Raw genomic sequence first — 25260 nt, forward strand, 5'->3', positions numbered from 1 at the left:
TATCAATCCCCACTGGAGCGGGGTACGGCGCGCTAAACAGTTAATAAAAAAGTATTAGGTCAAATGACCTGAAGAATTTTCATAGCAAATGGAACGTCGTCGAGTACGCCGACTCACCGCGAATGTGCCACGCTTGCACTGAACGCGGAGCGCACGAACTTCAGGCGCCCCCCCTTTCAATCCCCTCCATAGAGGGGATTGAAAGGGGATAAGCCCAGAAATATCGCAGCGCAGCAAAGCCACTTATGTCAGACCTTAAAAGATTGGAATTCCTATTTCCGGCAGGTTTGGTTAAATTGACCTCAATTGCAGGAATCGGGGATAAGAATGCGGCCGGGCTGGAATACCGCATGGTTGCGCGTTTCGAGAGATTTTGATTTTGCCTCCTTGGCGCGCTATCGATATGCGGGTAATGCTCAGGCGATACAAAAGTAGTATCGGTTTGCGTCAGTGACAACAATCACATAAGAACGGATATAGCCTGGACCCCACCAAAGGGCCGGCTGGCATTTTTTTATTCAGTCGACATTGCTTTTCGTCATCGAAAGCGACGTGGCTGCATTTTCTGGCAGCGCGGCATGCGGGTACTGGCCTGGCCCTGCGGTTACGCAGGTGCCAAGACATCGCCGGTATTAAGGAACGACTAGCAATTACCGGTGACATGGCAGCGGGCGGGCCATTATACCGAGATCCCATCGGCACAAGGATGCCGCCCGCGAGGGCGCACTGATCCCGTTCGTACTCCGCCTGCAGAAAGAGTTTTTAAACGACCACAGTGGCACGCACGCCCCAGAGGCGGCGGCATGCTGCGGCATTGGATGTATGGGGGTCCCACCAGGCAGCAAGGGATAATATGCAGCATTCAGGGGTATTCACGCGTCAGGAACTGGATCGTTATTTTGCATCGTACGTGGGGATGGAAGGAGGCAACCCAAGAGCTCCCGTCTGGATATGCGACAGAAGCCCGCGCGCGTGGTTGGAGCCCCTTGTCGCGCCGCTGCAGCCGCGTGTGGCGCCGCCCGCCTGGGACGCCGAGTTCCGCCACCAGCAGCGGGAAAACATGGGCAAGTGGCTTGGCCATCAGTACATCGCCCGCATCATGGCCGCCGCGCGGGCTGAAGCACTGCGCGTTCGGCTCGCGGACAACGACTGGGAACAATACTACTGGCGCCATCTCTACGCGCCTGGGGGCGCCGAGTTCAGGCTCAGCCTGTTTCCCCTGCCCGCCCAACTCGATGGACGAACGCCTTGGTCCAAAGCGTTCCGAGGCCAGCCTGAACTCGTCCCACAGACGCGCTACGAGGATCTGTGCCGGCATGGCGAACGCTTCCGGTTTCTCGCGAAGACCTGCGCCCGCTGGCGCCCGAAGGTGGTCGTTTGTCTGGGCCATCGCCATACCGACGAATACCTCGAAGCCTTCTCGCTAGGCGGGCTCGCCAGCGAAGAGCACGCAATCCAGCCGGCCGACCAAGTCAGGCGCTTGCGCATCTTCGCCGGGGACGGCACGACGTGGATCATCTGCCCAGCGCTCGGCGGCAGCGCAGGACTGATCTCGCAGGTCCAGCTCGATGCGTTTGGCAAGCTTCTAGGCACGCGCCTGGCAGCGAGCGACTTCAAACACTGCCTCGATCTCGATCCCGTCGACAACGCCCCGTGGGCGCAGTTGGAGGTCTTGCCCGATCCGTACCGGAGGAGCCAGCTTCCTGCCGACGCGGCTGGTCGCCATACGGAGGAAGGTGCTCGGCCAGTGTTTCCCAGCAGCGAACACGCTCAGGCGGGGATTCGTGAATCCTTCGCCTAGTATGGGTGTATGCTAAGGGAATCCGCCATCACGAGTCGCGATAAAAGAGCCCGTTATCGTGCCCTGTCTTGGGCCCCGGCAACGCTGGTCTCACGCTCGTCCTGGTCTGACGTGCTGCCGGCATCCGTTGCTAGCCAAGCCTGGCCGAAGGGCAACGGCGGTTGCCGGCCATCAAGCGTCGTAGATCCGCGCGATCACTCGGTAGTTGAAACGTCGGCTCCAGGCAAGCTAACGGACTTTTGGCCAGCGATGCAAGTCGCTTCATCGGCCTTCCAAGACGTTCGCCGGTTGGTAGTTGGCTGGCAGCTTCGATGGGTGAAGCTGCCAGCCAACATATACGAAGTGCTGTTCTCCCACAATGAGTGGCCCGATCAACGGACGCCGTCTGGTCTGTGTCGAAGCTCCTCTTCATGCTTCATTTTCCGACCGGTGGTATCGGAATAATCCCCGGGAAGACGTAAGCTTGCAGAAGCGCTATCAGGCCGATAACCGCGGCTCCGGCGATTGAGTGCCAGAAAATCGTGCGGAAGATCGGTCCCAGCGCATGCGATCTCTCCTCTGGCTCGTCATAGCATGCTGCGCAGGCCACCATGATGGACTGCGCGTCGATCATTTTTCCCATCACGCCACCGGTCGAGTTCGTGGCGACGATCAGGATCGGATTCAAATTGAGTTGTTCGGCAGTGATTCGCTGCAGGCTACCGAACAGGGCATTGGAGGCAGTGTCGGAGCCCGTCAGGAAGACGCCGAGCCAGCCCAGGTAGGCGGCAAAGAAGGGATACAGGAAGCCGGCCCCGGTGAACGCGAGGCCGAGCACCGCGTCAGTACCGGCGTACCGCGTCAGGAAGCCGAGTCCAAGGACTTGCGCAATCACCAGGACTGGAATCTCCATGCGCTGGAGGGTCTGGGCGAAAGCCGCCTTCCATTGCGCCGCGCTCAGCCTGAGAACCAGGCCGGACACGATCGCGGCCACGAATACGCCGGTCCCAGCGGCCGAGAGCCAGTTGATGGTGAACCTTGCCACCTCCGGCTTGGCATTGGCTGGCACCACCGGGGGCATCCGTTGCACCAAGTTGTGCAGGGCGGGCATGTCCCAGACCGGCAGCGAGAGCGTCCCTGAGAATGGTGAGCCAAGCAGGGTAGTGGAAAACGTGATCGAGGAGAACAGGTTGTTCAAATACTTCTTAAACTCCGGTATGCCCCAGATGGCGCAGCAAAGGATCAGGATCACCCAGGGCAGCCATGCGTAGACTGTCTCCCGGGTCGTGTACGAGTACTTCCACTCGGTACTGTCGACCGTGGCTGTCGCGCTGGCCTTGCCGGCCGCAGCCAGCGCCTCGCGCTCGGCCCTGAGCAGGAAGCGTGTCTTCGGATGCCATGCAAAGCGAAGAAACAGCGCGGTGCAGATGACCGAGAACACGCCGGAGACCACATCCGTCATCAGGTGGAACTCGTTGGTCCCTGACGCGAACCACTGCATGACGGCGAACGATGCCCCCGCGCACAGCGCCGCCGGCCACACCTCGAATGCTTCCTTCCAGGTACCGCCTTCCATCTTCACGAACGTGGCAACAAGCCAGAACGGGACCAGGACCGAGACAAAGGGCAGTTGGCGGCCGGCCATTGCGGACAGTGTGACCTGGTCCAGGCCGCTCACCGCTGCCAGCGTGACGATCGGCGTGCCAATCGCTCCCCATGCGACCGGCGCGGTATTGGCCAGAAGATTCAGGACAGCGGACTGGAAGGGCTTGAATCCCAGGCCCACCATCACCGCACCCGCGATCGCCACCGGCGTCCCGAAGCCCGAAGTTCCCTCGATGATCGCCCCGAATGAAAACGCGATCAGCACGCACTGCAGCCGCCGATCGAACGAGATATGGATGATGGACTCCTTCACAATCTCGAACTTGCCCGTCACCACGGTCATCGTGTACAGGAACATCGCAGCCAGGACGATCCAGATGATGCCCAGGAAGCCGGACAGCGACCCGAGCGCAAAGGCTGACGCCGCCGAGGCAAGCGGCATCCTGAAGACGATGCAGGAGACCAGGAAAGCCGCGATGACGCCATAGAGCGCCGCATAAGGCGCGGAAATGCCGAGGTGTACGTTGCCTTGCGAATCGCGGTGCCGATGCAGGGCTATGAAGTACAAGAGCACAAGGATCGGGATCGCTGCCACCACGGTGGAAAGAAACACGTTCCCGAGCGGATTGTATGTCTGCTGGTACATGGTTTCCCTCATCGGTTACCCCGTTCAAATGAATCGGATGCTGCACATTCAGTGGGCGGATTAGTATCCGGCACGCGAGTTGTTCTTAGGCCGGCGAAGAGCAGCGGGGTCCGCAAAAATTCTACCGCCGCGTGCACCAGCCAGCAAACCTGAAGGTGTTCCTGGATCGTGGCCCGATGTCACGACCGCGCGGCAACAGCGTAATGGACTGCGAGTCATGCAGCGACCGGCGCTGTCAGTTGACGTGCTGGGCTAGCCACCTAAACTTGAATTGATCAGGAGCATTTCTCAGTAATCGGTGGCTGGCCGGAGTCTGTAGAACTGGCAGCTTCCATGCCAACACCACTTCACTTGGGCTGGAGCGATGAAATGGGTTCTGAGTCAAAGCCAAATTGGCGCGATCACGGAGTCAAGATCATTCCTGGCTCCCAACTCGATCTCAATACACCTCAAACGCCTGGCATGACGAGAGCGGCCGCAATCACACATGCGCGGGCGGGGGCTAGCAAACTTTGGGCAGGCACGGTCACCATTGATGCCAATGCCAAAACGGGAGCTCACCATCATGGCGAATTGGAAAGCGTCATATACGTTGTGAGCGGCCGGGCACGTATGCGATGGGGTGTAAATCTGGAGTTTGTCGCAGAGGCAGGGCCTGGCGATTTCATCTACGTGCCGCCATTCGTACCTCATCAAGAGATCAATGCAAGCAAAACTGAGGTTCTCAGTTGTGTGGTGGTCCGCAGCGGTCAAGATCCAATTGTCATTAACCTGGATATCAAACCCGCCGAGCCACCGGAAGAAGTCTATTGGGTCGATCCCATTCATCCGCATCCGTGAGTCCGACATGGGTATGAGCGGTTGGGGGGCGGATGAACGGCGGTTCAGGAACGTTCGGCGGGAAGAGCCCGCCGAAGACCGAATGCGACAAGATCAAGCCCCGGCCAAGGCGCCGGGCACAAACGGCGGCGGCCCTTAACCGGCTGGACCTGGAGCGGGCCATCGCGGCTTCAACCGCCCCCTGAGCAGGACTCTGCCGCTTCCGGCCAGCGCCACCGCCCGATGGGGCCACCCATCAAGAAGTTAACTACCACGCACAAAACGCACGGCCGTGCCGGGCTGGCGCTGCGACTCTTCAAAAAGGCTGGACAGTTGGTGTTCGCGCACTCCTGATATATTACATATCTGGTGGGATTGCCGTGACGATCGACGTAGGCCACCGGTGTGCGATTCAGGGAATCGTCGCCGGTTGAAACCGAGTACAGCCGAACATGACAACTACGATTATTTATACCCATACCGCGTGTCTCGAACACCGCCCCGGGCCGCACCATCCGGAGTCGCCCGAACGCCTTAGAGCCGTCGTGCAGGCGTTGCGAACGCCGGAGTTCGCTTCGCTGGAATGGCGCGATGCGCCAATGGGCACCGTCGAGCAGTTGCAATTGATCCACGATTTGCACTACATCGACGAGATCGCGCAAAGCGCCCCCACCCAGGGATACGTGCCGCTGGACGCGGGCGATACGATCATGTCTCCGGGCTCGTGGGAAGCCGTCATGCGCTGCGTCGGCGCTGCTTGCGCGGGTGTCGATGCGGTGATGGACGGCCAGGCGCGTAACGTGTTCTGTGCGACGCGGCCGTGCGGCCATCACGCTGAACCGGCGAAGGCGATGGGCTTTTGCATTTTCAACCAGGCGGCGATCGCGGCAGCCTACGCCTATGAGGTCCACAAACTCGAGCGCGTCGCTGTGGTCGATTTCGATGTGCATCACGGCAATGGAACGCAGGCAGCATTCTTCGACCGCCCGGAGCTGTTCTATGCATCCAGCCACCAGTCGCCTTTCTATCCCGGTACTGGAGCCCGGTCCGAGACAGGGGTGAACCACAATATTGTCAACGTTCCGTTGCCTCGCGGCTGTGAGCCGGCGCAGTTCCGTGCCGCGATTTCCGCCCTTGTGCTTCCCTCGCTAAGGGCATTCGCCCCCGAGATCCTCATTGTCTCCGCGGGATTCGACGCGCACCGCCTGGATCCCCTCGCTGGCATGAACCTGGAAGACAGCGACTTCCATTGGATCACCAAGGAACTGATGCAGATTGCCGACGAGACGTGCGACGGCCGCATCGTATCGATCCTGGAAGGAGGCTATAGTCTTGACGCATTGGCTACGAGTGCAATGGCTCATGTCAGCGCTCTGATGCAGCTCGATGCCGGGTGAAGAGACAGCGGTGCGACCGCGTTCAGCGCCGATAATACGTCGTCGCGCATGATGGTTGCCCCGGAACTCTTCATGACACTGTCCAGCGTTGCACGCACGCTCGCAGGCGCCCTCGCGGCTCCGACGATCCAGGCGGTCGCGCTACGTGAACTCAACAAGAATCCATCCTAGGAGACCTTTGGGGTACCTCCAGCGCTGCATCAGGAACTGAAGATTTCCAGGTGCCCTTCTCCCATCGGCCGTTTCTTGCCGGCCATCAAGCGACATCCCCGCAGAAGACCGCGCGGACGCTCAAACGTCAGGTATGGCCAAACAGCGGACGCTTGACGCGCGCCGCAACTGACGTGGGATCGTCGGCCACTCACGAACCATTGCCACCCTTTGAGGAACGGCTTGCGCATGGGAATTTGTTCTCGGCGACACTCATTCGTGCCATCATCGGCTGCGGGCAAGGGATGCTTTCTTTTGTCGGAGGAGGCTTCTTCAGCCTGGCTCTCTACGAGCATGCGAAGGCGGCGTTGTGCGACAACTGACCGCCGTTTCTACCCAGCACGGAGGAGGTGAAAATGGTCGAATCAAGAAATGGACTTTGGAGGCGGACGGGCGCAATGCTGGCCGCAGCCGGACTCCTGGCGCTATCGGGGGCTGCCCTGGCCACCAACCAGTCGCAACAGCGCCAACAAGGCAGGGACGCAAACCAGGCTGCCAAACAGGAAGCGCGCGCGGGCAAGGTCGACTGCCGGGCTGCAAACCAGAAGAGCAACTCCCAGTGCCGGCAAGACAAGCGCGACACGAAGCAGGAGGGCCGCCAGGAAAAACGGGACATCAAGTACTAGCGCGGCCGATGCTGGCCGACGAAACGATGCTACGTATTCGTGCGGCCGCTTTCTGGCGCGGCCCTGTTCATGCGCAACCGGCCAACTACGGCCACTCGACTGCGCTCTCAGGCCGACATTCGAATGTCGGCTTCTTTCTGAAAGTGCTGCTTGAAGGCGCCATTGCGACTGCCCCGGTCTGAACGGCAGCAGTGGGTCAGGGACGATCGCAGGTTCCCAGCGTGCATCCGACGGGACGACCGGCCAGGACCGGTCGGTCGTCGAGCCCGTCAATTTTGGGCTCTGGACCTCGCACCATTATTTCACTTCTCGTCGGGGCTCTTGTATGGCTGAAGTTTCCCAAGCACTTGCGCAACCAACGGCACTGTGGTGATGACCCCTACAGCGAGCAGCGTCCAGCCGACGGCGCGGCGTTGTTCCGGATTCATTCGGTCGCTGAGCAACAGTGCGAGGCCCGCAGCGCCTGCCGCCCGTGTTCCGGCAATCAATCCAATTTCTGGAATGGTCAGTGATACCTGTTTCATCTGTGCCTCCTGGCGGGTTGGACAGATTCGAAGTAGTTTGCGGCGCGTGCGGCACGCGGTCTGTGCGCAAGCCGACACTGCTGACGGTTAAAAGTCAACGAGACATGCTGACGGGACACGGCGAGTCAAGGACGCGGGGGGCGGTTCACCATGGCGACACGGCATTGTCCGCGCGCCGACCGCGGACACTAGGAAAGGGGCCCGCATGGTCGGCGGGCTTGGCCTGTCCTGTGATGATCCTGTGCCGCTACTTGCCTGCGCCCGGCTGCACGGATACAGCAACGGCCTCGGTATAGACTGCTTCGACCCGGTCGCCCTTCTTAATGCCCTTGATACGTTCCGGATCCTCGACCAGGAGGTCCACGGTGCGTCCTTTCGGCCCCTTCAGGGTGACGGTCTTGGTGCTGGTGTTGACCGCGACGACGTCCGCCGTGACGGTCACTTCCCGGCCAATTGTGCCGCCCGGCTTCGCTCCCGGCGCTGCACGATCTGAGATTTCGCGCTCACGCATTGCAAGCGGCCCGCTACCCTTCTTGAGGCTCATGGTCAGAGCTTCTTTGTACTCGATCGTGACGGTATCGCCGACTTTAAGTTGCTCGAAGTTCCTCGCCTCCGGTCCCACGACGAGATCCGTGGTCCTGCCGTCGGCGGATTTCAGCGAGACCGTTCGCGTCGGCACATCGATCTTGACGATCTTGGCGGTGAGCTTTGCCGTACCGGTCGCGGTCGCCTGTCCGGCTGACTGCGTGACATCCACGCGGGTTTCGGGTTGCGCCCACGCAGAAGCGGTAGCCGCCACCATCACCGCCGCAGCCAGAAGTGTCGTTCGTTTCATGCTGTATCCCCTCTGATCAGACTTGCATTGCGCCCATTCGCGATGTCCCATGCCGCCCCTCGCTTCAGTTGAAGCGCTCTCTCATCACGAGGGCGGAGATCTTGTGACCTTTCCAGAACATGTCGTGGATACGCCCCCGCAGCTTGTCCAGCGTGTCATCGTCGAGCGTATCGAAGGTCAGCCGCACGGCAGGCCTGGTACCGTCGCCTTCCATGTATTCGATGCTGGTATATTCCGGGAATCCGTACTTCAGCAGGAAGGCGCCGATTTCCTCATCGGTGGTTTTGGCGTCGAGGTTTCCAAGCAAGAGAATAGACATGACTCACCTCCCCAAAACGGTGCCGGCAGTCGCATTCTGCGCATGGGGACTGAGCGCGGCAGCCAGGCCCCCGACTTGCGTCTTGTTCCGAACTGTAGCGTCAGCCATGGTCGCAACAGAACTGAATCTTTTCGGACGATGAGATAAGAAAAATTTCTTCTACGTATGGCTGGAAGAATGACCATCCTATTGGACTCTGCGCCTTGTCAGCTTGCTGTTCACGTCGAAGTCTGCCGCGCAGACCTCGAAGCCGAGCGGTTGCCGATAGGTGGGGACCGCTAAGCGTCGAACTAGGACAGGGGCCCAGTTGCTTTGATGCCGGTTTGGAGGGTGGGCAGGATCCAGCCCGCGCGCAGCCGCCTCGGCGCGCATCTTCGCAATGTTGGAAAGGCCCGCGTTGTAACTGGCGAAGGCGAACAACGCGCGGTGCTCATCCGAGAAATGCGCATCGGGAAAGTACCTGGTCATCAGCAGATCCACATGCGGCTTCAGTTCCTCAATCCTTGTTGGGCTGAATCTTCATGGCGCTGTCGTCAGTGAAATTGTAGAGGTGCGTGTTGTCCGGCGTTTCCCCGATCCGTGTACCGCGCGGGCGAAACTCAAGGTGGCGGCGGAAATTCTCGCTGTCTGACCTGGCGCTCCGGTTAGCAAGTCTGGCCGCCTCCTGGTAGGTCATCGGGTCCTTTTCCTTCTCGATCTCCAGCAGCAACGTACGTTCGTTAACACGCACGCTGTACTTGCCCAGGTTATAGAGGAGGTACATCGCGAACAGGTTGTCGAAGTCCTGATACGCCCCCTCTTCCCTGCGGAAGTCCAGGGACAAGACCGATGGGAAACGATTGGGCAAGTCCTTGAACGCCACCTTTTCGTCCTCGTGAGGATCGACATAGGACGAGCCACCATATTTCTTGTACAGCACCACATCCATGCCATACCCGCGCTTGCCCCACTCCTCGATGAGCTTCATCGCCATTTCGGTGGGAACGTTGGCCGTGGCGGCCGCCACCACGCGGCGCCCGGAGAGAACCCTGGCACTGGTGACATCGAGGTCCCTGTAGTTGGCACCAAACTTGAATGCGGCCCCGATGGTCTTGGCGCAGTTGAGGCGCAAGTAATCGTACTTGATCTCGCCCCTGTGATACTCGGTGTTCCTGGCCCGTCGGTGATAGTCGTAATTGATGCGTTTGAAGTACGCCGCAAGGGCCGCCTTGTCGCTCGCCGGTACGCCGTAGACGCGCACGCCGATGATCGAGCGCTTGTAGATCTCGCCAAAGTCGAGGCCAAACGAAGCAGTCTGCGCGACAGAAGAGACCGTCTTGTACAGGTACTCCTTCTTCGGAATGGCCACCATCAGATCATTCGTGTAGAAACCTGTTGCGTGCCTGCGTGCGCGGTCGGCATAGAAATTGGCTGAGTAGACCAGATCGTCACCAGGTACTTCGTCTCGAATCGCAAGGGCGATATGGCCGGCCGATCCGCCCTTGGAAGTGCCGAAGCTGATCAGCAACTCCAGATCGTAGGGATCCTCGCGAAGAAGGTCGGTAATATGGTCGATGTTCGCGGGATCGGGCCCGCCCTTGCTGCCGAAGCTGGCGGCGACTACCGCCCCGGACCACAAAACGGCCACGACTACAAGCCAGATTGCCAGCCGCATCCCCATCGTACCTCCTACGCCATCGGCTACCACGTTACCCATACAGTGGTTCCTTGGTAATTATTACCGGTGTTAGCGGCATTTGTGTGCATGATGGCCGCACGAGACGCCCGAGAAGCGGGGCTGTCAGAGACGGCCGCAGCTTCGCGGTGGGCGTCCGACAGACGCCGGCCAGAAGCGGTCAATCACATAGCCGCCTCGCGCCCCGATAGCAGTCGGTCCAGCGGGCTGCACACCGCCAAGCCGCCCATCCGCATCACGTGAGTGTAGATCGTCGTCGTGTCCACGTCTGCATGGCCCAGCAGCTCCTGCACCGTGCGGAGATCACACAGCCGCTAGCCAGTTGTAACGGCAGCGCTAGAACGGCAAACTTAATGCTGGATGAAAGTACAGCCAATGAGAGCAAGACTATGCAGGATCAACGGCTACATGCTCGGAATCTGCACGTGTTAGAGCGCATCATCCGTATTAGGGCGCGTTACACATCGCCTCATAACAGGTTAGGCCTCACAAACAGCACCGACCTCAACCGAAGGACCGAAATGACGAAATACCTTATCTCCTTTCCTGGAAAAGCGATGGAAGTCCCCGCCGAGGACTTTGCCGCCGTGGGCGAAGCTGCGCGCGAGGTCATACGCGAGGCGAAGGCTGCAGGCGTGTACGTGTTCAGTGGTGGTATCAACGAGGATGTCGCACCACTCATGGTCGCCTCAGACGGCACGGTCACAAACGAAACCTATCCCCAGACGAAGGAGTTCGACGGCGGCTTCTGTGTCCTGCAGCTCCCGTCGCGCGAAGCCGCCATCCTGTGGGCTGCGAAGATCGCCAAAGCTTGCCGCTGCTCGCAGGAACTCCGCGAGTTTGGGTATGACCCCGAGAGCTGACGGGCAGGGCCCGTACCCACTGCGATCGAAGATCGCTCTCCCGCATCTACTTTCTTTATCGCCGCGTGCGCGGCTCCGCCGATTTAGCGCTCCGCTGCCCCCACTCCGCTGCCCCCAGTCCACGGAACGGCGTATTATCGGTGGCATTCCGCCTGTGACTGCCGGAACGCCTGCGATGACCAACGATCCTCACCTGTCTCCCAAGCTTCACCTGACCGCCGAGCATGGATTCGCCCTGCATGACAGCCGACAGCCTGCTTTTCGCCGAGCATGGCACGTCCACGACTGCGGCATGCTGTTGTGGCCGCGCATGGGCAGGCTCAGGACGGTTTGGAACGATTCGTCCGGCGAGCCAGACGCACTGCATGCCGCTTCGCTGGTGCGCGGTACCGCTGTATTGCTGCATGCGTCGACGTCGCACCTGACGGCATCCGAGCACGGCCTTCAGCAGCACGGGGAACTCTATCTGCCGCCCGATCGCCTGCCCGTGTGCCTACGGTTCGGCGCCATGCACCTGGACGCCGCGACGATCGCGATGCTTGAGGCGCTGCTCGCGCCTACGATCTCATACAACAGCGCGTCCTGGCTCGTGCGCGCCATCGTGGCGCAGATCATGACGAGCCGGCCGCTGGCGATGCCCGAAGAGCCGGCGTCCGTCGCACTGCGCATGGTCCAGCGCTTCCATGCGGCGCTCGAACGCGACATGCCCTTGCCATCGATCGATACCGTGGCCGGCGAACTGGGCATCTCGATCCGTCATTTGCAGCGCGCCTGTCAGATCGAGTTCGGCGCGACGCCCGTGACGGTACGGCGTCGTATTCTGGCCGAGCACGCACGCAAGCTGATTGCAGGAGGCCGGTCCGCCGCCTGCGTCAGCATGGATCTTGGCTTTGCCTCCAGCGGCCATCTGCACCGGCTGCTGCGCGAGGTGCCGGCGCCGTCGTAGCCTAGCGGCCGACGCCTTCAGGCCGTCATCACAATGGCGTCGACCTCAATCTCCGTCCAAGCCCGGTCCGGTAAGCTCGCCACGCCAAGCGCGCTGCGTGCCGGCAGCGGCTGACCGGGGAATGCTGCGCGCATAACCGCCGAGGCCGCATCGAGCACTGCCGCATGTCGTGTAAAGTCCGGTGCCGCGCGGATGAAGCCACGCAAGCGAACGATCTGGATCACGCGCGACAACTCGCCATCGCAAGCCAGCCGCAGTATGGCCAGTGCATTCAGCACCGATACTTCGGCGGCATGGCGGGCGAGTTCCAGATCATCGTCGCTCCGGCATTGGCCGGCCATGGCCACGCCGTTCCGCCGGCATACCTGACCAGCAATCGACACCCATTGCGATGTGCCGACCTGGATCGCGCAATACGGCGCATAGCTGCCACGTGGACTTGACACTTCGGGCAACGTGAATCCGGCTGCGGCAAGCCGCGCCTCGGGGAAGCTGTCCGTCACGCATCGCTCCAAGTCACACTGCCGCTGAGCCAGCATCCATCAGGCTCGCCCGAATCCGTATGGCACGGCGCCACGAGAATTTCCGAGGGGCTGCCCATAGCATCGCCTTGCCAGACCGCGATGGAAGACACCTTTCCGTCAGGGCCAGCCAGTTCACCCGCCTGGTTCAGAAAGCCCCATAAGGCAGCCGCCGCTATGCCGGTGGCGGCATCCTCGGGATAGCCGGACGACTTTGGAAATTGCCGCGCATGGATCACGGGTCGGCCGTCCGCTTTCGATACGCCAAATGCATAGGGATAGAGCCCGGTCGAGCCGATCGATGCGCAGAGCGACTCCATCGTCGAGAAGTCCGGTTGCAAGCTATCGAGCACCGCCACGGAAGGCAAGGCGATGAGCGTCTTGACGCGACTCGTCGCGGCATTGGTGGCCCCATACGTACCGGCCGGAAGACCAAGTTGCGCCCCCACTCGGCCCGATGCCCCGGCGTCCAGCGCCTGGGTACGCACCGCCGGCTGCGAGACCCAAACGGATTGCTGCGCATCGTCCCAATACGCCAGCACGATGCCACTCAGCGTCTCGATGCGCACCGCCGGGGTCGTCCAGCGGCCCCATTGGCGCAACGCCCACAGCGTGCCCACGGTGGCATGGCCGCACATCTCCATCTCGTGCTGCGGAACGAAGAATCGGAAACGCCAGTCGCAACCGATATCACTCGGCAATACAAAGGCGGACTCGTGCCCATATGCGGCAGCAACCCTTCGCATTACCGCCGCGCTCATGCCACGGGCATCGGAGACCAGCGGCACCGGATTGCCGCCTCGCCCATCGCGTACAAAGACCCGGATCAGACTGACATTACTCACCTGTAGCTCCCACGGAACTGGCAATCTTGCCCCAGTACGGGATGTCTGCTTGAACCGCGGCCTGCAGTGCGGCGGGTGTACCGGGGCGCGCCGCCACACCTTTGCTCGATAGATCGGCCACGACCGCATTGTCAGAGAGCACCTTGTTCAGTGCTGCATTGAAGCGATCGACAATCGCAGCGGGCGTTCCCTTCGGAAAGGCGATGCCGTACCACAGTTGCTGCTGGAAGCCTGGCACGCCTTGGCTGGCGAACGTCGGTACATCGGGCAGCAGCGGTGTCGGAGCGGTCACGGCAATGGCGGCAATCTTGTGTGCCTTGATGTATGGCGCCAGTCCCACCGGATTGTCGAACATGATTTGCACCTGTCCACCAATCAGATCAGTGTACGCCGGCGCCGCACCGCGATACGGGACGTGAACCATCGGCACGGCGACGAGCTTCTGAAACTGCTCGCCCATCAGGTGCGACACGGTGCCGACACCAACCGAACCGAAGCTGTGCTGCGCCTTGTCGGCCTTCAGTCTGCTGACAAGCGCCCTGGCATCCGCCACCTGCAAGGTGTTGTTGACGGCCCGCATATAGGGCGACGTGCCAATGAATCCGGCATAGGCGAAGTCCTTCGCCGGGTTGTACGTCAACTTTGGATACAGGGCGACGCTTACCGCGTGCGTGCTCGTCGTGACCACCCCGGCCGTATATCCATCGGCCGCAGCCCGCGCGACATAGGCAGACCCAAGCGTGCCGCCTGCGCCGCTGCGATTGTCGATCACGACGGGGCGGCCGAGCTCACGCTGCAACAGCGGCTGGATGGAGCGAACCACCAGATCGGTACCGCCGCCAGCCGGAAATGGCACGACCACGGTGATCGGCTTTGATGGCCAGGTTTCCGCATACGCGGCGACGCAACTTGCTGCGGCCGCGGCCGCCAGCACTGCGCAGCGGGCCTTGCGCGTTGAAATGGACAGGATGGACATGTGCACTCCGCTTGTTGGAATGCATGGAGTCTACGAACGTGTCGGGCGGGCTACGAACCGGAATGCGACGTTCAGCCATCCGAAATGCGCATGCGCCGGGGGCTTGGAATGACGACCGGCGGTTGCCGGCCAGTAGCGTTCAATCGGCGCACGATCGGGAAAATCGAGGCCGGCAAGGAAGGACTCGTCGGAGAGATCGGCTACATTGGCGTAATTGCACCGGGGACGAGTGCCATCACCAGATTTGAGTCCACCATGAGTACTGCCGCACCTCAAGCCCACGCCTTCTATCGCGAAGTCGCAAATTCGGGCGTGGTCTGGTCTATCCGCGACGACGACGGTTTTCCGGCGCCCTTCGGTTACGACGGAAGGCGCGGGGTCGGAAAGCGCCGGTCGCCCCCCCCTCAACTTACGTCCCTCAGAATGAGGCAGAGTTAGCCGCATGCATGACCGATACACGCGCTCATGTCGGTTTGATCATGTCACGCGCGTATGCGAGCCCCGTGCCATACCCACCACCATGCTCAACCACGATCGAGCGAGCCTTCTCATATGTGTCATGACGCGTCCAGTCTCTCTGAAATTCGAGAAGGAGTTGGAGCCAGGATGTCATGACTGCGCCAGCGGAAGCCATCCGTCGCAACGCAAGGTCATGGCTTGTTGGTGTCAGTCCACCGCAAGCATCGGCAACCACGTAGACTTGATATCCCTCGGACAGCGCTGAAAGAACCGGGAAGCTCACGCAGGCCTCCGTCAGCATGCCCGCGATGATCAGCGTACGCTTTCCGGTAGCCGTAATCGCGTCGCGGACCGCATCGTCTTCCCAAAGGTTCATGTTGCGGCGTTCAATCGGCGTGACGTTTGGCAGCACTTCCCGAAAAGCCGGCATCAATGGGCCGCTGTAGACCTTCGAGGCCGAAGTGGAGACCACAACCGGCAAGTCAAAGGCGACCGCCGTCTTCGCGACCGCAAGGCCATTACTGCGCAGAATCTGGGGGTCCTGAGAACCCGCGGCGAACGCAAGGCCCGCCTGTTCATCAACGAGGATCAATGCACAATCCGCGGGTTCGAGCAACGGTAGTTTGGACATGGGAGTTCTCCTGTTCATTTGAGACCGCGATCTTGCTTCAAGCCGCGGTCTGAGTCAGTCGGGATTGAAGTAGGCAGTTGGCCCCGTTTCTGAAATGACTGGACGTCCTATGGAACGTCCAGCCCGCGAATGCAGAATTACCGCTCGATCACCTGTGCATGGACCGGAGCCAGCGATTCGTGCTTCGTGGCGGTGCGCTGCTCGGCCTTGTGGACCATGGTGTAGGCGTAGTCCACGCCCATGCCGTAGGCACCCGAGTGTTCCTTGGCCACCTTCATTACCGCGTCGTACGTGTCGCGGTTCTTCCAGTCGCGCTGCCATTCAAGCAGCACCTGCTGCCAGGTCACCGGCACCACGCCGGCCTGCACCATGCGCTGCATCGCGTAGTCGTGCGCTTCCTTGGTGGTGCCGCCCGAGGCGTCGGCCACCATGTAGATCTCGTAGTTGCCTTCGAGCATCGCGCAGAGCGCGAACGTGGTGTTGCAGACCTCGGTCCACAGGCCGGCGACAATCACCTTCTTGCGGCCGTTGGCGGCCAGCGCGTCGCGCACCTTCTGGTCGTCCCACGAGTTCATCGAGGTGCGTTCGAGCGTCTGCTTACCCGGGAACACGTCGAGCAGTTCGGGGTAGGTATAGCCCGAGAACGAGTCAGACTCGACCGTGGTAATGGTGGTCGGGATGTCGAAGATCTTGGCCGCCTTGGCCAGGCCGACCACGTTGTTCTTCATGGTCTGGCGGTCCATCGACTGCACGCCAAAGGCCATCTGGGGCTGATGGTCGATGAAGATAATCTGGCTGTTGTGCGGGGTCAGGACTTCCAGTTTGGCGTTCGACATAATGTTCTCCGGTATATGTTGATTCAATGATTTTGAGCTTCTGGCTGCCGGCGCTGCTTTCGCTCTGTTGCGTTGTAGCGTCGTCCATGTGCAGAACTATAGCGGCGATAGCTTTGCTCAAAGTGATCCATTCGCTGACATGTTATTCAAATATTTTGAATTTTTGAGATTCACCAAACGGTAACTCCGGAGGTGCAGCGAGGGATGCGACTCGGGAAGTGCCAACCGGGCACGGGTCGACCTATGGCGCTTCCCGGCCCAGTCGCCAAGGGCAACTCTCGGGTAGGCCGCGCTCCCTTTACTATGCTAGTCACCATCGACCGGCACGGGAGCGAGCTTGGATAACCCGGATCTTCTCGATAGCGACCAAATGACCGCGCACGTCGTCGCTGCCCAAGCGAGCCCGTGCGACGAACTCGTCATCCGCACGCAGCCCACCGCGGTCGACCGCCCGTGCCGGCGCAAGCGTCTGGCACTCGCCGCGACGATCCTCGGCTCAAGCATGGCGTTCATCGACGGCTCCGCCCTCAATGTCGCGCTACCCGCCATTCAGAGCGAACTCGGCACGAGCGTCGCTGCAATGCAGTGGATCGTTAACGCCTACCTGCTCTTTCTCGGGTCCCTCGTGCTGGTGGGCGGATCGATGGGCGACAAGCTCGGCCGCCGCACGGTGTTCATCGCGGGGATCGGGGTCTTCACGCTGGCGTCGGCCGCTTGCGGGTTCGCGCCGGACGCGAATTCGCTGATCGCCGCGCGCGCAGTGCAGGGCATTGGCGCAGCACTGTTCGTACCCAGTAGTCTCGCGATCATCGGCGCCGTGTACGAAGGAGAAGCGCGCGGACGGGCAATCGGCACCTGGGCGGCCGTCGGGGCGATCACGTCCGCGGTGGCGCCGGTGGCGGGCGGCTGGCTCGTCGACGTGTTGTCCTGGCGCGCGATATTCTTCCTCAACGTCCCGCTTGCAGCGGTGACGATCGCGCTCGCGATTTCGTCGGTGCCGAACAGCCACAAGCTCGATGCGCCTCAACGGTTGGACTGGCCCGGCGCGCTTAGCGTCGCAGCGGGGCTCGCTGCCCTCACTTACGGTCTGACCAAGGCGTCTGCGCGCGGTTTCGCGGATCCGCTTGTACTGTGCGCGATCGGCACCGGCGCGTTCGTGCTGGTCGCATTCGTGATGATCGAAGCGAACAGCCGTCACCCCATGATGCCGCTCGACGTGTTCCGCTCACGCGATTTCACCGGCGCCAACCTCGTCACACTGCTGCTCTACTTCGGCCTGAGCGGCGCACTGTTCTTCCTGCCGTTCACGCTGATCCGCGCACATGCCTACACCGCAACCGAAGCGGGCGCGGCGCTGCTGCCGGTGCCGGTCATCATCGGCTTGTTGTCGCGCTTCACCGGCGGCCTGACGAGCCGCTTCGGTTCACGGATCCTGTTGAGCGCTGGCCCGAGTGTCGCCGGAATCGGGTTCGTGATGCTGGCGTTGCCGTTCGTGCGCGGCAGCTATTGGGCCGGATTTTTCCCTGCGCTCAGCGTGCTCGGGCTTGGCATGACGATCACCGTCGCGCCGCTCACGACGATTGTGATGGACTCCGTGCCGGCTGACCACGCAGGCGTTGCGTCCGGCATCAACAATGCGGTTGCACGTGTGGCGAGCCTGCTGGCGATTGCGGTGCTGGGCATCGTGTTCGTGTGGTCGCACCAAGCGGCGCTGTCGGCGCAGCTCGATGAACTGGACGTTCCCAGGGACGCACGCCGGACCGGGCAGTTGCTGGAGCCTGGCGCGCAAGCCGGGGTGGCAGAGGGCGATGCCCATTTGCCGACTCAGACACCCGTGGCGCTGGCAGAAGCCGAAGCTATCACCGACGCGCTGCGCGCCGTTGCGCTGGTGTCCGCTGTGTGCGCGTTCGCCGGAGCGGGTCTCGCGGTGGCGACCATCCAACCCCGCAGGTGATATGCCTCGTGTCTCCGGACGCGTCCGTTGCCTGTCGGCGCCCTCCCCGCGGCGAAGGCAGATGGGTCAAGAAACCGGGGAATGTCGTGCCGCTGGCGCCATTTCTGGCGTCGCAGCCGGATGCCAGTCCAGGCGCAGGAGCAGCCGGTCGCCGCTTACAGCGGCCCGGGCAGCGTCTTCAGGCCGATCCAGAGCACCACGATGACAACATTGACCGGTACGCAGAGCGCGCCGGGCACGTAGAAGAGCGCGGACAGCGCAGGCGCGGACAGCACCAGTTCCACCACGCTACCCAGCCCATAGCAACAGACACCGCACCAGAGCCAGCGCCGCATGTACGTTAGCAGCCAATGCGCGCGCGCCTTGTTGAAATGCCAGGCGAGGGCTCGTTCAGCGCGGTTGCCCTGGCTGGCGTCCCGGTACAGCCAACCGAAGAAAAAGTAGCGGTACAGCAGGGCGCGAAAGGTCTGCTCTTGCATGATCACTCCTTTGGCCGCTGCCAGCCTGTGGAGTGTAAAAGTCATTCAAGCCCACAGCGCAGGCCGGATGCCAGCGGCGCAGGCCAATTTCCGTTCTGTTCAATGTCATTGGTAGAAACGCCCGGCACGGAAGTCAAGCGTGACGGGAATCGCTGCCGGCACAGGACGGTCACGTGGTGGCACTGCTGCGCCGCAGCGCAAATGGGCAAGCGCACTGGAACCCGGCCAGCCATTTGGCCTGACTCGGCAGACGATGCGGTTGCGCCGACTCTCTTGCCTGGGATCACGGCAGCAAGACAGCGATGACTCGGATGGAGGGCCCCCTGGGGCATAAGCTGCCCGCGCCGAACGGGATTTTCCCCTATTTGGAGTAATGGGCTGGTCGTGCTACGCTCCTCAGCGAGCGATACCCGTCCTGACGTCGTGCCCCGGTGGGGCCGCGCATCTGCAGGGCAATCCGCAGGGCGTTTCGGGCTCATTCTCATCGCTTATCCAAATTTATCTGCATTCGAACCTGAGCGGCATTTCTCCGCTCGTGGAGCCGTGCGCGCGGGAAACCGGCACGGATGACGTCGCGTCGTGACCGGCGACGCAACTTCATTTGTGGTTGGTCATCCTCTTGCGCGTGCGCCTCAGGGACGTACCGGACGGGGCATCTCCGTGATCGATCGCGATCCGGGCGCCCCGGGGATACGTGCGCCCAAATGACGCCGCGGGTCTCGAATGCGATCGCCCCCACTCCTGGCAGCAGGGATGGGCGGAAGAAGAAATGACGATGAGACCACGATGACTTACACCACCAATATCGGACGTCGGCAGTTCCTCAAGATACTTGGCTTTGGATCTGTTGCCGTCTCGGCCTCGGCCCTGGGCCTGGGTACAGCCTGGGCGCAGGCGCCTGCCGGCGTGCGCCCCTACAAGCTGCTGCGTGCGAAAGAGACGCGCAACAACTGCACCTATTGCTCGGTCGGGTGCGGCCTGCTGATGTACTCGCTGGGTGACGGCGCCAAAAACGCGAAGCCCCGCATCTTCCACATCGAGGGGGATCCCGATCACCCGGTCAGCCGTGGTTCGCTCTGCCCCAAGGGCGCGGGACTGCTGGACATCGTCCATTCGAAAAACCGGCTGCAGTATCCGGAATACCGCGCGCCGGGATCAAAGGAGTGGGTGCGCATCAGTTGGGACGATGCGACCAGGCGCATCGCCCGCCTGCTGAAAGACGACCGCGACAAGAACTTCATCGCGCGCAACGAGAAGGGCCAGCTGGTGAACCGCTGGCTGAGTTCGGGCATGCTCGCCTCGTCGGCGGCTTCCAACGAAACCGGGGTTCTCGACTTCAAGTTTGCCCGCTCGCTGGGGATGCTCGCGCTGGACTGCCAGGCACGCCTGTGCCACGGGCCAACGGTTTCGGCACTGGCGCCGTCCTTCGGCCGCGGCGCGATGACGAACCACTGGGTGGACATCAAGAACGCCAATGTCGTCATCGTCATGGGCGGCAACCCGGCCGAGGCGCATCCGGTCGGCTTCAAATGGGTGATCGAGGCCAAGATCAGGAACAAGGCCAAGGTCATCGTCATCGATCCGCGCTTCAACCGCACCGCCTCAGTTGCCGATATCTTCTCGCCGATCCGGGCGGGGTCGGACACGGCCTTCCTGATGGGCATGGTCAACTGGCTTCTGCAGCACGACAAGATCCAGCACGACTATGTGCGCGCCTACACCAATGCATCGCTCATCGTGCGCGAGGATTTCGGCTTCGACGAAGGGCTGTTCTCGGGCTTCGATCCGCAGAAGCTCGTCTACGACAAATCCTCCTGGAACTATGAGCTCGACGCGGCGGGGAACGCGAAACGCGATCCCTCGATGCGCCATCCGCGCTGCGTGCTGAGCCTGCTGAAGCAGCACGTGTCACGCTACACGCCCGAGAAGGTCGAGGAGATCACCGGCGTCAAGCGGGCCGACTTCCTGCAGATCGCCGAAATCGTCGGCTCGTGCTCGGCGAAGGACAAGACACTGACCTGGCTTTACGCGCTCGGCTGGACGCACCACACCGGCGGCGCGCAGATCATCCGCGGCGCGGCCATGATCCAGTTGCTGCTGGGCAATGTCGGCATGTCCGGCGGCGGCGTGAATGCGCTGCGCGGGCATTCCAACATCCAGGGCTATACCGACCTTGGCCTGCTGTCGGTGCGGCTGCCTGGCTACATGGACCTGCCCACCGACAGGCAGCAGACCCTGAAGCAATACCTGGCCGATGCCACGCCCAAGGCTGTGCTGCCCGATCAGGTGAACTACTGGATGAACCTGCCCAAGTTCTTCGTCTCATTGCAGAAGAACCTGTTCGGCAAGCACGCCACTGCGGAAAACAACTGGGCCTTTGACCTGCTGCCAAAGTGGGACCGCAGCTACGACATGCTGGCCTATTTCGACCTGATGTACCAGGGCAAGGTCAATGGCTATCTCGTCCAGGGGTTCAACCCGCTGGCGGCGATGCCCGACAAGAACAAGACCTCGGCCGCGCTGTCGAAACTTAAGTTCCTCGTGGTCATCGACCCGCTGGTGACCGAGACCTCCAACTTCTGGCGCAACGAAGGCAAGTTCAACGACGTCAAGACCGAAGAGATCATGACTGAAGTCTTCCGGCTGCCGTCGAGCTGCTTTGCCGAGGAAGACGGGACGGTCGTGAACTCCGGCCGTTGGCTGCAATGGCACTACGCCGGCCAGCAGCCGCCGGGCGAGGCGCGGCACGATCCGGCCATCCTCGGCGGCATCATGATGGAGCTGCGGCGGCTCTACGAGAAGGAAGGCGGCGCCTGCCCGGCACAGGTGTTGCACATGACCTGGGACGAGGCAACCTATCACGATCCCCACAGCCCCCATCCCGAGGAAATGGCCAAGGAAGCCAACGGCTATGCGTTGGCAGACGTGTTCGACGAGACCGGGAAGAAGATCCTGCGCAAGGGCCAGCTGCTGGATTCGTTCGCGCAACTGCGCGACGACGGCACGACCTCAAGCTACTGCTGGATCTTCACCGGCTCCTGGACCGAGGCGGGCAACCAGATGGCCCGGCGCGACAACACCGACACCGGCCTGGGGAACACGCCGGGTTGGGCCTGGTCCTGGCCTGCCAACCGCCGCATCCTCTACAACCGCGCCTCGATGGATGAGATGGGGAACCCCTGGGATCCCAAGCGCCAGATCCTGCATTGGAACGGCGAGAAATGGGTGGGCGCGGACGTGCCCGACTTTCCGCTCACTGCGGCACCCGGCACGCCCGTCGGACCCTTCATCATGCTACCCGAAGGCGTTGGGCGCCTGTTCTCCGTCGGCGGCATGATCGACGGCCCCTTCCCCGAGCATTACGAGCCGATTGAAAGCCCGATCGCGAAGAACCCCCTGCACGACAAGGTCACGCACAACCCGACCGCCCGCATCTTCCAGAACGATGCACAGCGAATGGGCAACCGCACCGAGTTCCCCTATGTCGCCACGACCTATTCCATCACGGAACTGTTCCGCCACTGGACCAAGCACTCGCACCTGAACGCCATGCTCCAGCCCGAGCAATTCGTCGAGATCGGCGAAAAGCTGGCCGCGGACAAGGGCATCGCCCATGGCGACACGGTGAAGATCACGACCAAGCGCGGCCATATCACTGCCAAGGCCGTGGTGACCAAGCGCATGCGCACGCTCCAGGTGGCCGGGCAGGCGGTCGATCAGATCGGCATCCCCTGCCATTGGGGCTTCGAGGGGGCGACCCGCAAGGGCTATCTCGCCAATACGCTTGCGCCGGGTGTCGGCGACGCCAATTCGCAAACGCCGGAATTCAAGGCATTCCTTGTAAACATTGAAAAAGTGGCGGGAGCACAAGCATGAACTCGCAGAACATCATCCGTAGCTCGGCCTCGTCGGAGCTGACACCCGCCCCCCGCATCCGCGACCATCAGATGGAAGTGGCCAAGCTGATCGACGTGTCGATCTGCATCGGCTGCAAGGCGTGCCAGGTCGCCTGCAACGAATGGAACGACCTGCGCGGCGACGTGCAGGAGAATGTCGGCGTCTACGACAATCCGCGCGACCTATCGCCCAACACCTGGACCCTGATGCGCTTCACCGAGCATGAGGACCAGGCGGGCAAGCTGGAATGGCTGATCCGCAAGGACGGCTGCATGCATTGCGAGGATCCCGGCTGCCTGAAAGCCTGCCCGGCGCCCGGCGCCATCGTCCAGTACGCCAACGGCATCGTCGACTTCCAGTCCGACCTGTGCATCGGCTGCGGCTATTGCGTCGCCGGCTGCCCCTTCGACGTGCCGCGTATTTCCAAGATGGACAACAAGGCCTACAAGTGCACGCTGTGCTCGGACCGCGTCTCGGTCGGGCAGGAGCCTGCCTGCGTCAAGACCTGCCCGACCGGCGCCATCGCCTTCGGCTCGAAAGCGGAGATGCAATCCCTTGCCGGCGAGCGCGTGGCCGAGTTGAACGAGCGCGGCTATGCCAAGGCCGGCCTGTATGACCCGGCGGGAGTCGGCGGTACCCACGTGATGTACGTGCTACAACATGCCGACGACCCGAAGCGTTATGCGGGCTTGCCGAAGGACCCGGGGATCAGCTCGGTGGTCGCCGGCTGGAAGGATGGACTGAAACCCGCCGCCGGCTTCGTCGGCGCGGCGGCGGTGGTGGGCATGGCGGCGCATTTCATGGCGGTCGGCCCCAACACCACCGAAACAGACGATCACGACGCCCCGACTGACGGCGCGGCATAAGCGGAGACCGGAAATGGCGACCAACAACGACAGGATCCTGCGCACGAAATTCGCCGAGCGGCTGTGTCACTGGGCGATCGTGCTCTGCTTCTTCCTCGCGGCGGTTTCGGGAATCTCGTGGTTCTTCCCGACGGTGGGCTGGCTGAGCGGCTTCCTTGGCACGCCGCAGATGGCGCGGCTGCTCCACCCGTTCCTGGGCATCGCGGTTTTCGCGGGGCTTTGCTACATGTTCTGGCGCTTCGTGGGCTACAACATGCCCGCGCGCACCGACGCGATCTGGTTCCGCCGCGCCAGGGAGGTGCTGCTGATCCAGCATGGCGGCGAACCGCTGCAGATCGGCAAGTACAACGCCGGCCAGAAGGTGCTGTTCTGGCTCATCATGGCGTCGATCCTGGCCCTGCTGATCTCCGGGTTGATCATGTGGCGCGCCTATTTCGCCGAGTATTTCCCGATTCCCGTGCTCCGCCTGGCGATCCTGGCCCATTCCGTCGCGGGGATCGGCCTGATCCTGCTGATCGTGGGCCACATCTATCTTGCAATCTGGGTCCGCGGCTCGATCACGGGCATGGTGACGGGCTACGTCTCGCGTGCCTGGGCCAGGCAGCACCATGACCGCTGGTATGGCGAGTTGAAGGCGAAAGAGTTGAATCAGTCGAAAGCGGCGCAAGCGAAGGGCCACGAAGCATGAACCAGCATCAGACCACGCCGGGAACACTGTCATCGGACGAGGCCTCCCGCCATTTCACCCCGCTGATCCAGCCAGACCTTGCCGGTCTTTACAGCCGCCGCGCCGCACGCCTGCGTGCGCTGGCCGACGGGCACGACCTTGCCGATTACCTGCTCCTGGCCGCCCGCGTGGCCGAAGTACAGGCATCGCTTGCGCCCGGGGCCGGTGGGTCCGGCCCGGCAGACGCCAGGGCCATCCCGCAGGAGGGGCATTGGGGTGCCCTGCTTGATCGGATGATTGAGCGGCTCGCGCACGATGTTCCCGCCCCGGTCGCCCCGCATCTTGCGGCGCTGCGCGCCCTCCCTGCGGACGCGCGCCTTGGCGCCGCCCAGGCGCTGACCGAGGGCCGCTTTGATGCGGTTCCGGCGGCAATCGCGCCCTTCCTCTGGGCTGCACTCTCGCTGCAATGTGCCAGCGCCGCGCGGGCCGCGCCCGTGCCCGACAGCGGCCCGGCCGAGCACGCGTCCTGCCCGGTCTGCAGCACTGCCCCCGTGGCAAGCCTGATCCTGATCGGCGATCGCCAGGGCATGCGCTATCTGCATTGCGTGCTCTGCGAGAGCCAGTGGCACATGGTGCGGGCGAAATGCACCAACTGCGGCGACGCCTCGGAGCTCGACTACCTCAGCTTCGACACCCCCGAAGCCACGGTGCGCGCCGAAAGCTGCGGCGTGTGCCACGGTTACCTGAAGGTGATCTCACTGGAACGCGACCCGCAGGCCGAGGCCGTGGCCGATGACCTTGCCTCCCTGGCCCTGGACGATGCGGTGACGGCGGAGGGCTATCAACGCACCGGGTTCAATCCCTTCGCGCTGCCGGGATGAGGG

25 protein-coding genes and 1 pseudogene are annotated in these 25260 nt (G+C 62.2%); 13 read left to right on the forward strand and 13 right to left on the reverse strand.

Annotation, left to right across the window (positions count from 1 at the left end):
• The first annotated feature begins 1009 nt into the window (after positions 1-1009).
• Positions 1010-1801 carry a transcriptional regulator gene (locus CNE_RS24960; protein WP_238553092.1) on the forward strand — a complete coding sequence of 264 codons (792 nt, stop codon included), beginning with the start codon at positions 1010-1012 and terminating at the stop codon, positions 1799-1801.
• A gap of 415 nt (positions 1802-2216) precedes the next feature.
• Here CNE_RS24960 and CNE_RS24965 read toward each other — a convergent pair whose 3' ends face one another.
• Positions 2217-4031, reverse strand: coding sequence for an L-lactate permease (locus tag CNE_RS24965; protein WP_041228645.1), 1815 nt, complete (start codon positions 4029-4031; stop codon positions 2217-2219).
• A 333-nt stretch (positions 4032-4364) separates the two neighbouring features.
• Between CNE_RS24965 and CNE_RS39455 the strand changes: the two genes are divergently transcribed.
• The 5 genes from CNE_RS39455 to CNE_RS41570 all read left to right on the forward strand — a co-directional run bounded on the left by CNE_RS39455 (position 4365) and on the right by CNE_RS41570 (position 7265).
• Positions 4365-4871, forward strand: a complete 507-nt coding sequence (locus CNE_RS39455) for a cupin domain-containing protein (RefSeq protein ID WP_371827403.1) — start codon at positions 4365-4367, stop codon at positions 4869-4871.
• A 431-nt stretch (positions 4872-5302) separates the two neighbouring features.
• Positions 5303-6247, forward strand: a complete 945-nt coding sequence (locus CNE_RS24975; RefSeq protein WP_013953070.1) for a histone deacetylase family protein — start codon at positions 5303-5305, stop codon at positions 6245-6247.
• A gap of 221 nt (positions 6248-6468) precedes the next feature.
• Complete coding sequence (locus CNE_RS41100; protein WP_148271662.1) at positions 6469-6780, forward strand: hypothetical protein; 312 nt, start codon at positions 6469-6471, stop codon at positions 6778-6780.
• Between the two features lie 33 nt (positions 6781-6813).
• Positions 6814-7083: a hypothetical protein gene (locus CNE_RS24980; protein ID WP_013953073.1), complete on the forward strand. Its 270-nt coding sequence runs from the start codon at positions 6814-6816 to the stop codon at positions 7081-7083.
• An 8-nt stretch (positions 7084-7091) separates the two neighbouring features.
• Positions 7092-7265, forward strand: coding sequence for a hypothetical protein (locus CNE_RS41570; RefSeq protein ID WP_013953074.1), 174 nt, complete (start codon positions 7092-7094; stop codon positions 7263-7265).
• Between the two features lie 120 nt (positions 7266-7385).
• Here CNE_RS41570 and CNE_RS24985 read toward each other — a convergent pair whose 3' ends face one another.
• From CNE_RS24985 to CNE_RS43310, 6 genes and pseudogenes are all read right to left on the reverse strand, one after another.
• Positions 7386-7607 carry a hypothetical protein gene (locus tag CNE_RS24985; RefSeq protein WP_013953075.1) on the reverse strand — a complete coding sequence of 74 codons (222 nt, stop codon included), beginning with the start codon at positions 7605-7607 and terminating at the stop codon, positions 7386-7388.
• 247 nt (positions 7608-7854) lie between these two features.
• Positions 7855-8442: a hypothetical protein gene (locus CNE_RS24990; RefSeq protein ID WP_041228885.1), complete on the reverse strand. Its 588-nt coding sequence runs from the start codon at positions 8440-8442 to the stop codon at positions 7855-7857.
• Positions 8443-8506: 64 nt separating this feature from the next.
• On the reverse strand, positions 8507-8761 hold the full coding sequence (locus tag CNE_RS24995) for a hypothetical protein (RefSeq protein ID WP_013953077.1): 255 nt from the start codon (positions 8759-8761) through the stop codon (positions 8507-8509).
• A 186-nt stretch (positions 8762-8947) separates the two neighbouring features.
• Complete coding sequence (locus CNE_RS25000) at positions 8948-9241, reverse strand: lysozyme family protein (protein WP_013953078.1); 294 nt, start codon at positions 9239-9241, stop codon at positions 8948-8950.
• A 16-nt stretch (positions 9242-9257) separates the two neighbouring features.
• Positions 9258-10457 carry a hypothetical protein gene (locus CNE_RS25005; RefSeq protein ID WP_228772344.1) on the reverse strand — a complete coding sequence of 400 codons (1200 nt, stop codon included), beginning with the start codon at positions 10455-10457 and terminating at the stop codon, positions 9258-9260.
• Positions 10458-10600: 143 nt separating this feature from the next.
• Positions 10601-10741, reverse strand: a pseudogene (locus CNE_RS43310) (integrase); the annotation flags it as partial.
• A 216-nt stretch (positions 10742-10957) separates the two neighbouring features.
• Here CNE_RS43310 and CNE_RS25010 point away from each other — a divergent pair.
• The gene (locus CNE_RS25010) at positions 10958-11299 is read left to right on the forward strand and encodes a YciI family protein (protein ID WP_193351069.1); all 342 of its coding nucleotides are present in this window, start codon (positions 10958-10960) and stop codon (positions 11297-11299) included.
• A 175-nt stretch (positions 11300-11474) separates the two neighbouring features.
• The gene (locus CNE_RS25015; RefSeq protein ID WP_013953082.1) at positions 11475-12245 is read left to right on the forward strand and encodes a helix-turn-helix transcriptional regulator; all 771 of its coding nucleotides are present in this window, start codon (positions 11475-11477) and stop codon (positions 12243-12245) included.
• A 17-nt stretch (positions 12246-12262) separates the two neighbouring features.
• On the opposite strand, the gene CNE_RS25020 is transcribed toward CNE_RS25015, so the two are convergent.
• The 5 genes from CNE_RS25020 to CNE_RS25045 all read right to left on the reverse strand — a co-directional run bounded on the left by CNE_RS25020 (position 12263) and on the right by CNE_RS25045 (position 16513).
• Positions 12263-12748, reverse strand: a complete 486-nt coding sequence (locus tag CNE_RS25020; RefSeq protein ID WP_013953083.1) for a RidA family protein — start codon at positions 12746-12748, stop codon at positions 12263-12265.
• Positions 12745-13611 (reverse strand): PhzF family phenazine biosynthesis protein, encoded by an 867-nt coding sequence (locus tag CNE_RS25025; protein ID WP_041228647.1) that lies wholly within the window; start codon positions 13609-13611, stop codon positions 12745-12747. The genes CNE_RS25020 and CNE_RS25025 overlap by 4 nt, the downstream gene beginning before the upstream one ends.
• Positions 13604-14587 (reverse strand): Bug family tripartite tricarboxylate transporter substrate binding protein, encoded by a 984-nt coding sequence (locus CNE_RS25030; RefSeq protein ID WP_013953085.1) that lies wholly within the window; start codon positions 14585-14587, stop codon positions 13604-13606. The genes CNE_RS25025 and CNE_RS25030 overlap by 8 nt, the downstream gene beginning before the upstream one ends.
• A 463-nt stretch (positions 14588-15050) precedes the next feature.
• On the reverse strand, positions 15051-15677 hold the full coding sequence (locus CNE_RS25040; RefSeq protein ID WP_013953086.1) for a hydrolase: 627 nt from the start codon (positions 15675-15677) through the stop codon (positions 15051-15053).
• A 137-nt stretch (positions 15678-15814) separates the two neighbouring features.
• Positions 15815-16513, reverse strand: a complete 699-nt coding sequence (locus tag CNE_RS25045; protein ID WP_013953087.1) for a hydrolase — start codon at positions 16511-16513, stop codon at positions 15815-15817.
• 370 nt (positions 16514-16883) lie between these two features.
• Between CNE_RS25045 and CNE_RS25050 the strand changes: the two genes are divergently transcribed.
• Positions 16884-18467, forward strand: a complete 1584-nt coding sequence (locus CNE_RS25050; protein ID WP_013953088.1) for an MFS transporter — start codon at positions 16884-16886, stop codon at positions 18465-18467.
• Between the two features lie 155 nt (positions 18468-18622).
• On the opposite strand, the gene CNE_RS25055 is transcribed toward CNE_RS25050, so the two are convergent.
• Positions 18623-18946 carry a hypothetical protein gene (locus CNE_RS25055; protein ID WP_013953089.1) on the reverse strand — a complete coding sequence of 108 codons (324 nt, stop codon included), beginning with the start codon at positions 18944-18946 and terminating at the stop codon, positions 18623-18625.
• Between the two features lie 786 nt (positions 18947-19732).
• On the opposite strand from CNE_RS25055, the gene fdnG reads away from it, so the two are divergent.
• From fdnG to fdhE, 4 genes are read left to right on the forward strand one after another with little or no spacing between them, the layout of a single operon-like run.
• A complete protein-coding gene (gene fdnG, locus CNE_RS25060; protein ID WP_080569595.1) occupies positions 19733-22822 on the forward strand; it encodes a formate dehydrogenase-N subunit alpha in 3090 nt (1029 codons plus the stop codon).
• Positions 22819-23709, forward strand: a complete 891-nt coding sequence (fdxH, locus tag CNE_RS25065; protein WP_013953091.1) for a formate dehydrogenase subunit beta — start codon at positions 22819-22821, stop codon at positions 23707-23709. The genes fdnG and fdxH overlap by 4 nt, the downstream gene beginning before the upstream one ends.
• 13 nt (positions 23710-23722) lie before the next feature.
• A complete protein-coding gene (locus CNE_RS25070) occupies positions 23723-24397 on the forward strand; it encodes a formate dehydrogenase subunit gamma (RefSeq protein WP_013953092.1) in 675 nt (224 codons plus the stop codon).
• On the forward strand, positions 24394-25257 hold the full coding sequence (fdhE, locus tag CNE_RS25075) for a formate dehydrogenase accessory protein FdhE (protein ID WP_013953093.1): 864 nt from the start codon (positions 24394-24396) through the stop codon (positions 25255-25257). Before CNE_RS25070 ends, fdhE begins: the two co-directional genes overlap by 4 nt.
• Positions 25258-25260 lie beyond the last annotated feature (3 nt).

This window comes from Cupriavidus necator N-1 (assembly GCF_000219215.1).
Classification (GTDB): Bacteria; Pseudomonadota; Gammaproteobacteria; order Burkholderiales; family Burkholderiaceae; genus Cupriavidus; species Cupriavidus necator.